We start from the raw sequence: 13182 nt of genomic DNA, 5'->3' as shown, positions 1-13182 counted from the left end.
TCGTTGTCGTCAAGATGGGAACACTGTGATAATTTTCTCTATTTAATTTGTATAAATTTCACCTGAAGATCACGAATCAGTGATTCAAGAAAGCGGGATTCTTCAGCATCCAGGTTGTTTTTTGTCTTCTGTTGGAGAAGGATGAGCAGGTCAATATTAAAACTGGCCATTTCAAGATTCTTTTCTGTTTTATTCCCTGCGGGGTCTGGTGTGAGACCCATTGCCATGGCCGCAGAAGAGGCAATGGAAAGAATGAGAGTTGAAAAGTCCGCCTTCAAACCCTTGGCGTTGTCTTGTTTGATTTCTGTGCCCATATTCCCCTTTCTATATTTCTATTTTTCTATTTTTCTATTTTTAAAATCTCATTCGTCTCGGAAAACTAAATTGGATAGTATCCGATGATATTTCTAATTCGTTTTTCAACGCTTGGATGGACATGAAAGTAACGAGTCCAACCACGTCCAGTCAAGGGGTTGACCACAAAGAGAGGCGCCGTAGAGGGGGGAACGGCCAAGGGCATTGTAGAGGCATAAGAATCCAGTTTCCAGAGAGCTTGGGCGAGGGCCTTTGGATCTTTGAGCCAGGAAGCTGCTATGGCATCATTGGTGAGATACCGACTCGAACCGATTGAAATTTTCACAATTGCAGTGGCTATGGGCGCGAAGAGCCAACTGCAAAGGTGATTCTGTCGAGAATTTGGATCGGCTTTGGCCCCCATTATTCCACGGAGCAAAAAATCGATTATTCTTGAGCAGGTGAAAATCACGCCTACTATCGCAGAAGCAAAAGTAAAGATAAGAGTATCCATTTTTTTAATACAAGAAATCTGGTAGGCAATTACCGCCTCTCTCTCATCAGCCGAGAGAGTTCGGAGGAGGCCCTCAGTCAAATAGAGAGTAGCGGAATTCCAGCTTCGCCCCATCACCACGGCTTGAGGGGAAAGAGAGGCAAGCACCACCACTTTTGGAACGGGAATTCTGGCCGTCTTTGCGAGTTTTTGAACAGTGTCTAAAAGACCCCAAGGGTTCTGACCTTCGATCAACTGTCCCAGAAAGACATTTCCAAGGTGGACCTCATTGTAGAAGTAGATCAGGCAATTTACGCTGAGCGAGATGATAACGCCCCACAGCAGGCCTTGCCTGCCAGCCCAGGAATGAAAGGCTGAGATCACAGATATCGAAACCACTGAGAGCAAAAACCATGTTTTGGTCGATCCATTCATTTCTATTTTCCCGCCTCTAAGGTCTGCCCACATCTCTCAGGAAGTGAGGTCCCATTCTGGCTCCTCGTCTTGCGTGGATTGTTCTAATATTGCCAAGTAGAATCGAACTGGCAACTGATTTGCTTCATGGCAAGTGTATAGCGAAAATCCTGTTCGCCCAATGAGAAACTTCAAGAATTTCTTGTCACTCCGTGATCATCCTGTGAGAATGGGAGCCCCATGCCATGAGAATATTTCGCTTTTTCGTGGACGGGATACATTTTTGGTCGGTCAGCGGAGAGGAGACACGCCGTGCAAGTGGACATACTGGCGCTAAACGAAGCGATCAAACAAGAAAGCAAATTTGTCGAGAAAGTTATCGTCGAGGTAGGCAAGATCATTGTCGGTCAGAGAGAAATGGTCGAGAGCATAATTATGGGTCTTTTAACTGGAGGCCATGTTTTGCTGGAGGGTGTGCCAGGCTTGGCAAAAACCTTGGTTATTTCCTCGATCGGTCGAGCCACTTCCTTGCAATTTCAAAGAATACAATTCACCCCCGACCTTTTGCCTACAGATCTCATTGGAACGATGATTTTCAATATGAAGACCAATGAGTTTATGCCGAAAAAGGGACCTATTTTTACCAATATCGTTTTGGCCGATGAAATCAATCGGGCTCCAGCGAAAGTTCAGAGTGCCCTGCTTGAAGCCATGGCTGAGAAGCAGGTGACGATTGGAGACGAAACCTACCCTTTGGCGCGACCTTTTCTGGTTCTGGCAACTCAAAATCCATTGGAACAAGAAGGAACTTATCCGCTGCCCGAAGCCCAACTCGATCGATTTATGTTCAAAGTAATTGTGACCTATCCAAAAAAAGAAGAAGAGGCCTTGATTCTGGATAGAATGTCGACAGATCATTCACCACAGATTGAGTCGGTAATCGGAAGAGAAGAATTGATGAGAGCCAAAGAGAGAATTGACTCCATTTACGTCGACGAAAAATTGAAAAATTATATTGTGGAATTGGTCATGGCAACTCGCAGCCCGAGCGATTATGGTTTGGGTCACATTCAGAGCTTATTGGCGGTAGGCGCTTCTCCGCGAGCGACAATCAATTTGGCTCGTGCCGGCAGAGCCCATGCGTTTCTGAGGGGGCGTGGCTTTGTGACAGTTGAAGACATTAAGGCCGTTGCTTACAATGTTTTGCGCCACCGACTGATTTTAACCTACGAAGCTGAGGCCGAAGAAGTCGGTTCCGAAGAGATCATTAAGGAGCTGCTCAGTCATATCGAGGTGCCCTAGTTTGAGTTTACCTCCAGAGATACTTAAAAAAGTGAAGTTGCTTGAACTGAGCACACGGCGTCTCGTGAATAATCTGTTCGCCGGAGAATATCATTCTGCTTTTCGTGGGCAGGGGATGACTTTTTCAGAATTTCGCGAATACGTCCCGGGCGATGATGTTCGCGCGATCTCCTGGCCCGTCACCGCGCGGGCGGGAAAGCCCTTTATCAAGAAATTTGATGAAGAGCGTGAGATGACAGTCATGTTGGCAGTTGATGTGAGCGGTTCTGTTAATTTTGGATCAAAGGAGTATTTCAAGGGCGAAATCGTGACGCATTTGGCGGCCTTGCTCAGTTTTTCTGCCGCCAAAAACAAGGACCCAGTGGGTTTGCTTTTGTTTAGCGATCAGGTGGAGCACTATGTTCCGCCTAAAAAAGGACGGGGACACATTCATCGCATCATGAGTGATTTGTATTATTTTAAACCCAAATCTCAGGGGACAGGACTCAAAGTGGCTCTCGAGTTTTTACAAGGGGTCCTAAAAAAGAAGTCGCATATTTTTATCTTTAGCGATTTTATGGATGAAGGATTTGATGGTCCTCTGCGAATGTTGGGGCGCAAGCATGACACGGTTGCAGCCGTGGTGCAGGATCCGGCTGAGAGGGAGATCCCAGCTATGGGAATCATTGATTTTCATGACGCAGAATCTGGTGAGATCTATACCGTGGACACCTCATCTCCTGCGTTTCGGAAAGCTTTTTTGGAGTCCTCAAAAGAAAAGACAAGCAGTCGGGAATTGGCTTTGAAGAGGGCCCAGGTGGATCGGATTGATTTAAAAGCGGGTGAGGATATTGTCGAACCCTTGATCGCCTTCTTCAAAAGAAGGAGTCGACGGTGAATTCAAATCCGGAAAGTTTGGCTTCTGACAGTGCAAACGCTCCGATCTGGAATTGCAATCTTGAAGAGGCCTCTCAAGCGGGGGCGGCAAAGCTAGACTCCTTTACAGTTGGAAGCAAGTACCTGCTCACGTGTCGTGGGGAGCCCGTCGGCGAATGGAAAGCTCAACCGAGTATTCGATTTAGTAAACAAGAGCAGCAATACTCCCTCTACCCTTTGAAAGTAGTCACTCAGTCTCCCGATCAAATTCAAATGGTGGTAACAGGATATAAACCTGGAAATTATGTGGGAGATGATCTTGTTCTCTCTGATGGCACAAACACAGTGAAAATGAGCAAAATTGAGTGGCAAGTGAAATCTGTTTTAGAAGGAAAAACACAGGCTCAGATGGTGCCACCTTTTGGACCCTTTCAAATGGGCTATCCGCCTTGGTTGTACGGTGTATGGGTACTGCTTGGTTTAATTGTTCTTGGCTTCATTTGGCGGCAGAGCCGTCGATATTACTCCCGTAAACGCTTGCTTGAAAAGCTAGCCACCAACAAGACGGCTCTTTCTCCATTCAATGAAATGAATAAAGGGATACGGGGTCTGCTGCGAAAACTGCGCCCGGACCAAGCGGATAGTTTAAACAGTTTTGTGTATGATTTGGATCAGCTTTTTCGACTCTATCTGGTGAGACGACTTCTGGTGCCGGCTCTTGAGTGGGGCGATCGGGCGGTGATGAACGAAATTAAGTATCGTTACAAGCAGGTTTATAAAACAACAGCCTCTGATTTGCGTCGACTCTTCAATGAATTGAGAAAGACGAAATCGGCGACCACCGTCTCGCGAGTGGATGCGGAACAATTGATGGAAATGACTCGACAGGTGGCGGACCGAATCGAGCACCAATTGGCGGGAAGGGGTTCGAAGTGACGTGGGCATCTCCTTGGGCCTTTGGCTTTCTTGCTCCGCTAATTTTGATTTTTATTTGGAGATGGTTCATGCGCAAGAGGCAGAGGCCGTCAGTCCAATTCAGCTCGATCAAAATTCTTAAGGCTGCTGGAGGTACACTTCGGGCTCGGCTCGTCGGCATTCCATCTGTTCTGAAACTGTTTGGTCTTCTCTTTGTGGTTGTCGCATTGGCGCGTCCTCAAAGGAGTGACACAAAAATGAAGAGAAATGTTGAGAGCATTGATATCATGATCGTTCTAGATATTTCAGATAGTATGCTGATAGAGGACATGCAGCCGGAAAATCGTTTGGAGTCCTCGAAGAAAGTGATCCATGATTTTATCAAAGGGCGGATTTCAGATCGCATTGGGCTGATTGTGTTTTCTGGGGAATCCTACACTCGGGTGCCCATGACACTCGACTACCCTCTCCTCATGAATAATCTGGCGCAGGTCCAGACTTCGCGCAACATCAAGATGGGAACTGCCATCGGGGTGGGCTTGGCCAATGCGGTAGGCCGATTGAAGGACTCCACGGCAAAATCTCGAGTTGTTATATTTTTAACAGATGGAGAAAATAACAGCGGAACAATTGATCCTCAGACAGCAATTGAATTGGCCCGGGACTTGGGTATTAAGACCTACAGCATTGGGATGGGTCGGGACGGACAGGCCCAGTTGCCTGTGTACCTTGATGATGGCAGGGGAGGAAAGGTTAAACGCTATCGTCCCATACACAGTGCCGTTAATGATGAACTCCTGGGTCGAATGGCTTCGGAGACTGGCGGAAAATATTATCGAGCTATTGATGGTCAGGCTCTCGAGAATGTATTTAAGGATATTGATCGATTGGAAAAAACCAAAGTTGAGGTCAATGAGTTCACAAGATATTCAGAATTGTATCCACCCTACTTAGAGGCGGGCTTGGTGCTGCTCATTGTTTCTTCCTTTTTAGGTAGAACTGTTTTGAGAAGGGGGCCCTGATGAGCGAATATCGTTTTGCTGACCCCGCAGCTCTGCAACTGCTCTGGCTTTTGCCGGTATTTTTTGTTTTTTCTATTTACTTAACTCGAGCTCAGACCAGAAAAATAGCCAAGGCTCTGGGTTCAAAACTGGCCCCTTTTCTCACCTCGAGTGTATCGACCCTGCGGCGTCGCTGGAAACTCGTTTTAGAGCTCTCTGCCATTGGTTGTTTTATCTTTGCGTTGGCGCGTCCCCAAGCTGGGCAGTCACGACAGAAAGTAAAAAGCGAGGGCATTGAGATCGTCATTCTTTTTGATGTGTCCAACAGCATGGAATCTGAGGACGTGAAACCAAGCCGTTTAGAATTGGCTAAGAAAGAGGTGGGACGTCTTCTCGATCTGATGTCCGGAGATCGCGTCGGATTGATAGCTTTTGCGAGCTCGGCGGTGGTGCTATCTCCCGTGAGCACCGATTTGTCGGCGATAAAGATGTTTGTTGAATCTCTTTCTCCTAAATCGGTCTCAACTCAAGGCACTGAGTTTGCCAAGGCTCTTAGAGAAGCAAAGGATGCTTTTCGTCGCGGGGGAATTGAAGCAGATGAGGATTCATCGGTGACTCGAGCTATTCTGATTGTTTCGGATGGCGAGGATCAAGAGCCAGGAGCTCTGAAAGTAGCAAAGGAATTGGCTGATGAAGGCATCCGAATATTTTCTTTGGGAGTGGGAACAGAAAAGGGGGGTCCAATTCCTCTGCGAGATGAATTTGGAAATCTTCGTGGATATCGCAAGGATCAAAGTGGAAAGGTGATACTCACACAAACGAAAGGAACACCCTTGAAGGAGCTGGCCCGCGAAGGGAAGGGAAGTTTTTATCACGCCACATTTGGAGGAAACGCCCCCCGGGCTTTGTATGAGGATATACAGAAACTTGAAAAGTCGCAGTTTGGTTCTGCGATTGTGACAAATTACGATGAGAAATACCAGGGATTCCTTGTCGCAGGATTAATTTTCTTGCTGATCGAATTGGCAATCAGCGAACGCCGTCGCTCGGGCCGGATTTGGAAAGGGCGATTCGAGGTCGCTGAACAATGAGAGGTCTAGTTGTTGGATTCATTCTTTGTTTGTGTTTGGCGGCAACGGCGGTCATTGCCAGAAATTTAAGCGTGAAGGCCATCGAGCTCAACAATCAGGGGGTCGCTAGTCTTAAACAGGAAAATAGCTATCCGGCTTACAAGAGTTTTGTGGCGGCTCTTGCTGAGGATCCATTTAATTTGTACGTTCAACTCAATTTGGGCTTGGCTTTTTTACTCAATAAGGAACCTGAAAAAGCAGTGAAGGCTTTTGGTACGGTGGTTCGTTTGGCTGAAAGGAATCCTGAATTGCAATTTTACGGTTTTTTTAATGCTGCCGTTGCCTTGGCCCAAGAGGGTCAGATTGAGGCGGCTCTTCAGAACTACCAAAATGCCCTGGAGCTTCGCCCCGATTCTGTCGAAGTAAAAACAAATATAGAGCTGCTCTGGCAAGGAGAAGGCCAAGGCAAGGGAAAGGGAGAAGGGAAGGATCAAAAAGAAGATCCAAACGGAAAAGAAAAGGGCGAGGGACAAGGCAAAGACAAAGACAAAGACAAAGACAAAGGCAAAGACAAGCGAGATCAGAGCGAGGACCAAGAGTATCAGAACTCTAAGCCCACAAAACAGAAACTTGGCGGAGGGTCTTTAACAAAGGAACAAATTCAAGCTATTTTAGAAGAGTTGAAAAATCAGGAGCAGAAAATTCGTGCAGAAGAAAATGAACAGGGATTAAAGGAGGCACCGAATGGCAAAGATTGGTAAATTCTGGTTGCTGTTTGTCTTCGCTGTGGCGGGGTTGAATTTTGCTCGGGCAGTCGCGTCTGAAGGAGTCAGCGTCACAGCCTCCGTGGATCGAGAGTCAATGGAGGAAGGGGATACATTCACCCTGATGATTTCGGTATCGAGCAAGGGAAGCGTAACGGTTGAGGAGCCCCGACTGCCAAGTTTTAAAAATCTTGATCTTATTAATTCCTGGTCATCATCGGAGACAAGTAGCACGTACGCCAATGGACAGTTTCAGGTTCAACAGTCTCGGATTTTCAATTATATGCTAGCCCCCAATTCGACGGGAAAACAACGAATCGATCCTGTTGAGGTCGTTGTGAATGGAAATTCCTACAGAACCAAGTCTCTGGATATTGATGTGAAGAAGGCGGGTTCTGTTCCCACTCGGCCAAAGGCTCAAACGCCTCCGGGGCAGCCCGTTGATCCCTTAGATGATGCCGACGAGCTATTCTCTCAATTGCTGCGCAGGCGGATGCCGGGATTCAAGTCGCAACCGATTAACCCAGATGAAGCATTTTTTATTCAAGTCGATGTGGATAATAAGAAGGTCTATGAGGGACAGCAAGTGACTGCCTCGTGGTATCTTTACACGCGTAGCCTGATCCGTGATATCGACACGCTTCAATATCCATCTCTCAATGGATTTTGGAAAGAAGAGATTGATCTGGCGACCCGCCTCGAGTGGCAAGATGAGGTGATCAATGGCTTGGTTTATAAGAAGGCTTTGCTTGTGTCTTATGCCCTATTTCCTATCAAGCAAGGAAAAGCGGTTATAGATCCATACAAAGCAAAATGCTCAGTCATGGCAGACTCCACCTTTGGATTTGGTCGTCAATATGTTTACACGAAGGCCAGCAAACCTGTGGAAATTCAAGTCTTACCCGTACCCTCAGAGGGCCGACCGGCTGATTACACGGGCGCTGTCGGGCAATTTGAAGTGACGGGAGGGATTTCAGAGCAGACGGTTGCTGCTAACCAACCCGTAACATTGAAGGTTAGGTTTGATGGTCGCGGCAATGCGAAGCTGATTGATCTGCCAAAGCTGGGTCTTCCCTCTTCAATTGAAGTTTACGATACAAAGAGTGAATCAAAATTTTTTAAAAACGGACAGAGTTATAAAGAATTTGAAGTCTTATTGATCCCGCGGGAGGCAGGATCAGTTACCATACCTGCTCTTAGCTTTAGTCTTTTCGATCCCAATACCGGGCAGTTTTACAAAAAGGGGACTTCTGAGATTCTGTTAACCGTAACACCGAGCAGTGGCGATCAGACCATTGCTTCGGCTCCAAGAGAATCAAAGGAAGAGGCGAAGGAAAAAGAGAAGGAAGCTCGTAGTGGAATGCCTGAACTGGCTTTGGGATGGGAAGCGAGCGGCGGAGGCTTTCCTTTTCAGCCTCTGATATTTTGGCCTGTTGTTTATCTGGCGATATTCATTGCCCTGGGGTTCTGGACAATGATGCAATTTGGTATTTGGCGAAAGGGCAGAGATTTGCGTGCTCTTTACAAGAAGAGGATTCTTCGCATCACTAAGCTTGCGGACAAGGGAGATTGGCGCTCAGTTGGCGTCGAAGGAACCAACCTCATTTATCTGATCTTGGGAGAAATTTCAGGATCGCGGGGAGGATATCAGGAACTGGAAAAGCTTGTCATGAAAGCCCCTCCAAGCGTCCGCCGAGAGGTGGAAGCTCCTCTCCGCAAGATCATGAATACTCTAGAGGCCTTGGGATTTGCTCCAGAGGCATTGACCGGATCGCTGAGGGATAAAAAAGAGCTCAGAAAGACAGTGAGTGAATTAGATAAACTTCTGAGCCACACTCTTGATCTTGCTCTTGTTTCTCTTCAGGAAACAGCATCCGACAAAGGTAAGGCTTGATGTTAAAATCCTTCCGTAGGACGCTTGCCTTTTTTGCAGTCTGCACGGTTGCTTTGTGCGAGGCCCAAGTAAATCTTCGCCAGGTGATACTGACAAGTGACTTTGATTTACCGGCCTCAAGGTGGAACTACGATGATTCTCCAGTTCCAAAGGGGGGAGCATCAGTTGCTCGTCTGTTGATAACCTTGAGACAGGAAGATAAAAAAAATAATGCTGAGAGGTGCTTGGGAACAGCTGCCAAACTCGACAAGATTGCTCAGGGATTGCGAGCCTGGTTGGCGATCACAGAGTTGAATTGTGCCATGAAGTTGTCTGAAAAAAAATCAAGGTCATCTTGTTTCCTTGAGCTCCATTGTCGATAAAATAGATAAAAACTCTGATTGGTTTTTACAGGGCCCTCAGGTGAATGAGCTTCGGCAAGCTTATGTCAAAGCACTTCTGCACCTTCTGGGTAAGCAACTTAAATCCAACCGACGTCAGGCATGGAATACAATTGATCGTATCATGCAGAAAAAGTCTTGGCTTGATCAAGCAGCTCAGGCGCAACTTTATCGGTCAGCAGGAGATTTGGCGTTTATTCAACAAAATCTGAGTGCAGCGGCCGACTATTTTGGAAGAAGTTACCGTGCTCTGCCGCAACCAGAAATGCGTCAACGGATTGAATCCCTTCGGGGAGTCTTATCCAAATCTGATAGCAAAGTCACGGTTGCTCAACAGGGGCCGGCAACTAATTCTGATCTCACTGTTGAAGTTTCTCAAGAGGAGACAGAGCTTCAGCAGAGGATAGGGGTTGCTTTGAGCGGTGGTGATTTTCTTGCTGCCGTAGAGGACTGTGTGAAATTGATCAAGAAATTTCCCGGAGGGCGAAGGTCTGATTGGGCCAGTGATAAAATCATTGAGGTTCTGACGAGTGTAATTTCCAATTCGGATACTAAGCTTCGACTTTTGAAAGAAAGAATTCTTGATCAATTAGACAAAGTGGATGGTGGGCGTCAGGCTGAATGGGCCAAAAATCTTTTTGGCCGTGGTTATTACCTTGAAAGTCTTCGTCTTGCTGACTCCAGTCTGTCCGAAATGAAGGGGAAGTCAACCGCGACGCCTCTTTACGTTTTGGCCCAGTCGTCCTTTTTTTTGGGTAATTATAAAAAAGCAGAACAAAGTTTCGAGAAACTGATCCAGGAGCATGGCGGAACAGATATCGCAGCTGAAGCCCTTTTCAGACTGGGTCTCACCCACCTTCGTCAGCAAAAATACCCGGCTGGCGTGGCCTCGTTTGAGCGGTTGTTGGCTCTTCCGAAGGGGAAGCAATGGGAGCTACAGGCTCGCTATTGGCTGTACCGATCTCTTCAAAAATTCAATTCTGAACGCGCTACGCAGGAAGCCAAGATCTTGATCGATCGTTTCCCTTTAACTTATTATGGGTTGAGAACCAAAATTGAAACAAACGAAAACCGTCTGAGCTTTGAACCTGATTCGAAGGGACCAGTCAAGATTCAGCTCTGGCTTAGCGAAGTCGAATATCAGGCTTGGGAAAGATTTCAAGTTCTGTTGCAGGCGGGATGGTTTAAGGAAGCCCAAGCAGAACTTGGGTTATTGCCTGCACCGCAGTCTCCAGAGGAAAAAGTTGTAAGAGCAAGGCTCATGTCTTTGGCATTCGATCATTTCGGGGCCATTTCCTTGATGAATGAGGCCTGGGAGGAAGATCGTGGGCTCTTGAGATCTGGGCTCTATGGTCTTTCTTTTCCTCGCGAGTTTCAATCTTTGGTAAAGAAAATGGCTGCCAAACAAGGACTCGATTCGGCCTTGATTCTTGGGTTGATCAAACAGGAGAGTTCTTTTCGCCCTGATGCTGTGAGCCCTGCAAACGCAGTGGGACTTATGCAAATTGTGCCCATTACCGCGCGAGATTCGGCCCAATACACCAATTACAAAAAGAAGCTTTCGCTTCCAGAAGATCTCTTCTCTCCTGAATTGAACATTATGTTTGGGACAAGTTATTTGAGAAGAATGATCAGAGCCTTTGATGGACATTTGCTGCTCGCCTTGGGCAGTTACAATCTTGGAATTGGTCGCCTCAGAAAGTGGATGGCTTTTCGGGAAGACTTAGCCAAGTTGAGTTTGCGTGGATCTGCAGACCCTTTCGATGACCTTTGGATTGATGAACTGCCTTGGATTGAGACAAGTTTTTATGTGAAGGCCGTTATGCGCAATTTTTTGATCTACCGAGTGTTAGAATCCCGCGAACTCGTAATATCTCAATCCATTTGGGAGGGAGCCATCCAATAGGTTGACCTGGAACTGTCAATTTGTTAGACAGTGCGACCTTGGTCCTCCGTCTTAGGCCCAAAGACGCCACGTCTTGTTGCGGTTTTCAGTCCGGTGGGCTAAATTTATACATATGCATGTGCAGAGGTACTAAAGGGAGGCTGAATGCGAAAATGCAGTACGGGTCTTGTCTTAGTGGCATGGGTGGGCCTGACTGCTTGTGGTCATTTTCAATCCCCTCAAGTAAAAAATGACAGTTCATCTGCAGAGAGTGAAAGTCCAGAATCTCTCGCCGTTATCAAGGGTGCAAACGACAATCTTTCTGACTCGCCTGTTCAAGTCGAGAATATTCCAATCGAAGTAAATAAGCAGGTTCAGAAATGGGTTAATTATTTTCAGGGTCGAGGTCGTCGCTACATGGAAACCTATCTGGAGCGATCTTCAAGGTATCTGCCCATGATGAAGGCGGAGTTGCGTAGCCAGGGTTTGCCAGACGATCTCGTTTATGTTTCTTTGATTGAGTCTGGGTTTAGTCACAAAGCAAATAGCCATGCCGCAGCGGTTGGGTATTGGCAGTTCATTCGAGAGACCGGTAAAATATACGGATTGCGGATTGACCCATTTGTTGATGAAAGACGGGACCCCGTTCTTTCAACACAGGCTGCGGGTAGATATTTTAAAGCTCTTCACAATCTTTTTGGAAATTGGTACCTCGCTCTTGCTTCTTACAACACCGGAGAAAACAGGGTCAAGCGAGCTGTGATGAGACACTACACAAGGGATTTTTGGGAGCTTTCCAAGAATCGTCGTCTGCCGCGCGAGACAGCTAATTACGTGCCAAAATTTATCGCGGCCACTCTCATTGCGAAAAATCCAGAGGATTATGGTTTTCACAAGCTTTCGTATGAGGCCGAGTTTGGATACGAGACAATTGAGATCACGAAGCCCATAAGTCTCCAAAAATTGGCAAGCGGGATGTCGTCAGCGAGCTATGAAGATCTTCAACGATTGAATCCGATGTTTCGTACCTATTACGTACCCGTTGAGCCGGGCAGTACAGTGACCCTGAGAGTTCCCATTGGGTCACGGGAAAAGGCTTTGGCGGCGATTGATCTGAGTGATTCGATTCCCCCTGTATTTGTTGCCTCAGAATCGGGCAGATATAGAATCCGAAGAGGTGATTCTCTTTCTGTTATAGCACGTCGCTACCACACGTCGGTTGCAACGCTTCGTCGTCTCAATGATTTTTCAAATCGAAGCCTTCTCCGCATTGGCCAGAGGATTCGTGTTCCCGAGCGTGAGCCGGATGTTTACCTCAGTCATCGCGATACGGCTTCTTTGGAAAAGAGCGGCCAGAGCAACTCTTTAACCCCTGACATCAAGTACCACGTGATGAAACGGGGTGAAAATCTGAATCTCGTTGCCAAGAGGTACGGAACGACAACTGAGAATTTGAAACTATTGAATAATTTGAGCCGCCGAGGGGTGGTATTTGTGGGTCAAAAGATTGCCGTAAAAGCTGAAAAGGGGCGCGTGCATGTTGTTCGTCGTGGAGAAACTCTCACAAATATTGCCCGTCAATATGGTGTGAATATCACAAAAATTGCCCTGGCCAACCAGCTGTCCAATCGATCTAATATCATGATTGGGAGCGAGCTCGTTATTCCGCAATAGGGGTTTTCATTTTTCGGAGATCCCACATATTTTTCTTCCCATTTTGACGCACTTGGGCTAATAAATCACCAATAAGGGTTATTTTATTAAGATTTCTTTATCTGATTCGGGTGCTGAAACTTTGGCTAGCTGGATTTCTTGGGAGCGAGCTTTGCTTAGATTTGTTTTTTTCTTTCTGATGGGATTATGGGACCTAGGCGTGGCAAGTGCTGGGTGTAGGAAAATTGTGATGTTTCCCTCT

The 13182-nt window shown here is 46.8% G+C and carries 12 protein-coding genes; 10 read left to right on the top strand and 2 right to left on the bottom strand.

The annotated features are described in order from the left end of the window. Nucleotides 1–38: 38 nt before the first annotated feature. Complete coding sequence (locus tag IPJ71_06360; GenBank protein MBK7843308.1) at nucleotides 39–314, bottom strand: DUF1844 domain-containing protein; 276 nt, start codon at nucleotides 312–314, stop codon at nucleotides 39–41. A 65-nt stretch (nucleotides 315–379) separates the two neighbouring features. Further along, nucleotides 380–1222: a M48 family metalloprotease gene (locus tag IPJ71_06355; GenBank protein MBK7843307.1), complete on the bottom strand. Its 843-nt coding sequence runs from the start codon at nucleotides 1220–1222 to the stop codon at nucleotides 380–382. Between the two features lie 291 nt (nucleotides 1223–1513). Here IPJ71_06355 and IPJ71_06350 point away from each other — a divergent pair, with 291 nt between their 5' ends. The 10 genes from IPJ71_06350 to IPJ71_06305 all read left to right on the top strand — a co-directional run bounded on the left by IPJ71_06350 (nucleotide 1514) and on the right by IPJ71_06305 (nucleotide 12941). Next, nucleotides 1514–2503, top strand: coding sequence for a MoxR family ATPase (locus tag IPJ71_06350; protein ID MBK7843306.1), 990 nt, complete (start codon nucleotides 1514–1516; stop codon nucleotides 2501–2503). Nucleotide 2504: 1 nt separating this feature from the next. After that, on the top strand, nucleotides 2505–3380 hold the full coding sequence (locus IPJ71_06345) for a DUF58 domain-containing protein (protein MBK7843305.1): 876 nt from the start codon (nucleotides 2505–2507) through the stop codon (nucleotides 3378–3380). Further along, nucleotides 3377–4294 carry a hypothetical protein gene (locus IPJ71_06340; protein ID MBK7843304.1) on the top strand — a complete coding sequence of 306 codons (918 nt, stop codon included), beginning with the start codon at nucleotides 3377–3379 and terminating at the stop codon, nucleotides 4292–4294. The genes IPJ71_06345 and IPJ71_06340 overlap by 4 nt, the downstream gene beginning before the upstream one ends. Continuing rightward, nucleotides 4291–5295: a VWA domain-containing protein gene (locus IPJ71_06335; protein ID MBK7843303.1), complete on the top strand. Its 1005-nt coding sequence runs from the start codon at nucleotides 4291–4293 to the stop codon at nucleotides 5293–5295. The genes IPJ71_06340 and IPJ71_06335 overlap by 4 nt, the downstream gene beginning before the upstream one ends. Continuing rightward, nucleotides 5295–6365 carry a VWA domain-containing protein gene (locus IPJ71_06330; GenBank protein ID MBK7843302.1) on the top strand — a complete coding sequence of 357 codons (1071 nt, stop codon included), beginning with the start codon at nucleotides 5295–5297 and terminating at the stop codon, nucleotides 6363–6365. The genes IPJ71_06335 and IPJ71_06330 overlap by 1 nt, the downstream gene beginning before the upstream one ends. Next, nucleotides 6362–7105, top strand: a complete 744-nt coding sequence (locus IPJ71_06325) for a tetratricopeptide repeat protein (protein ID MBK7843301.1) — start codon at nucleotides 6362–6364, stop codon at nucleotides 7103–7105. The genes IPJ71_06330 and IPJ71_06325 overlap by 4 nt, the downstream gene beginning before the upstream one ends. Continuing rightward, nucleotides 7089–9002, top strand: coding sequence for a protein BatD (locus IPJ71_06320; protein MBK7843300.1), 1914 nt, complete (start codon nucleotides 7089–7091; stop codon nucleotides 9000–9002). Before IPJ71_06325 ends, IPJ71_06320 begins: the two co-directional genes overlap by 17 nt. Then, a complete protein-coding gene (locus IPJ71_06315; GenBank protein ID MBK7843299.1) occupies nucleotides 9002–9364 on the top strand; it encodes a hypothetical protein in 363 nt (120 codons plus the stop codon). The genes IPJ71_06320 and IPJ71_06315 overlap by 1 nt, the downstream gene beginning before the upstream one ends. Next, the gene (locus IPJ71_06310) at nucleotides 9345–11288 is read left to right on the top strand and encodes a transglycosylase SLT domain-containing protein (protein MBK7843298.1); all 1944 of its coding nucleotides are present in this window, start codon (nucleotides 9345–9347) and stop codon (nucleotides 11286–11288) included. The genes IPJ71_06315 and IPJ71_06310 overlap by 20 nt, the downstream gene beginning before the upstream one ends. A gap of 144 nt (nucleotides 11289–11432) precedes the next feature. Further along, on the top strand, nucleotides 11433–12941 hold the full coding sequence (locus tag IPJ71_06305) for a LysM peptidoglycan-binding domain-containing protein (protein MBK7843297.1): 1509 nt from the start codon (nucleotides 11433–11435) through the stop codon (nucleotides 12939–12941). Nucleotides 12942–13182 lie beyond the last annotated feature (241 nt).

It is taken from the genome of Bdellovibrionales bacterium, from assembly GCA_016714165.1.
In the GTDB taxonomy this organism is placed as follows: Bacteria; Bdellovibrionota; Bdellovibrionia; order Bdellovibrionales; family UBA1609; genus JADJVA01.
This window is presented reverse-complemented; position numbering and strand designations above follow the sequence as displayed.

Coding starts and splice junctions, on each gene's coding strand:
- IPJ71_06325 (MBK7843301.1), top strand. CDS start 6,362: ATGAGAGGTCTAGTTGTTGGATTCATTCTTTGTTTGTGTTTGGCGGCA.
- IPJ71_06360 (MBK7843308.1), bottom strand. CDS start 314: ATGGGCACAGAAATCAAACAAGACAACGCCAAGGGTTTGAAGGCGGAC.
- IPJ71_06305 (MBK7843297.1), top strand. CDS start 11,433: ATGCGAAAATGCAGTACGGGTCTTGTCTTAGTGGCATGGGTGGGCCTG.
- IPJ71_06330 (MBK7843302.1), top strand. CDS start 5,295: ATGAGCGAATATCGTTTTGCTGACCCCGCAGCTCTGCAACTGCTCTGG.
- IPJ71_06355 (MBK7843307.1), bottom strand. CDS start 1,222: ATGAATGGATCGACCAAAACATGGTTTTTGCTCTCAGTGGTTTCGATA.
- IPJ71_06315 (MBK7843299.1), top strand. CDS start 9,002: ATGTTAAAATCCTTCCGTAGGACGCTTGCCTTTTTTGCAGTCTGCACG.
- IPJ71_06320 (MBK7843300.1), top strand. CDS start 7,089: ATGGCAAAGATTGGTAAATTCTGGTTGCTGTTTGTCTTCGCTGTGGCG.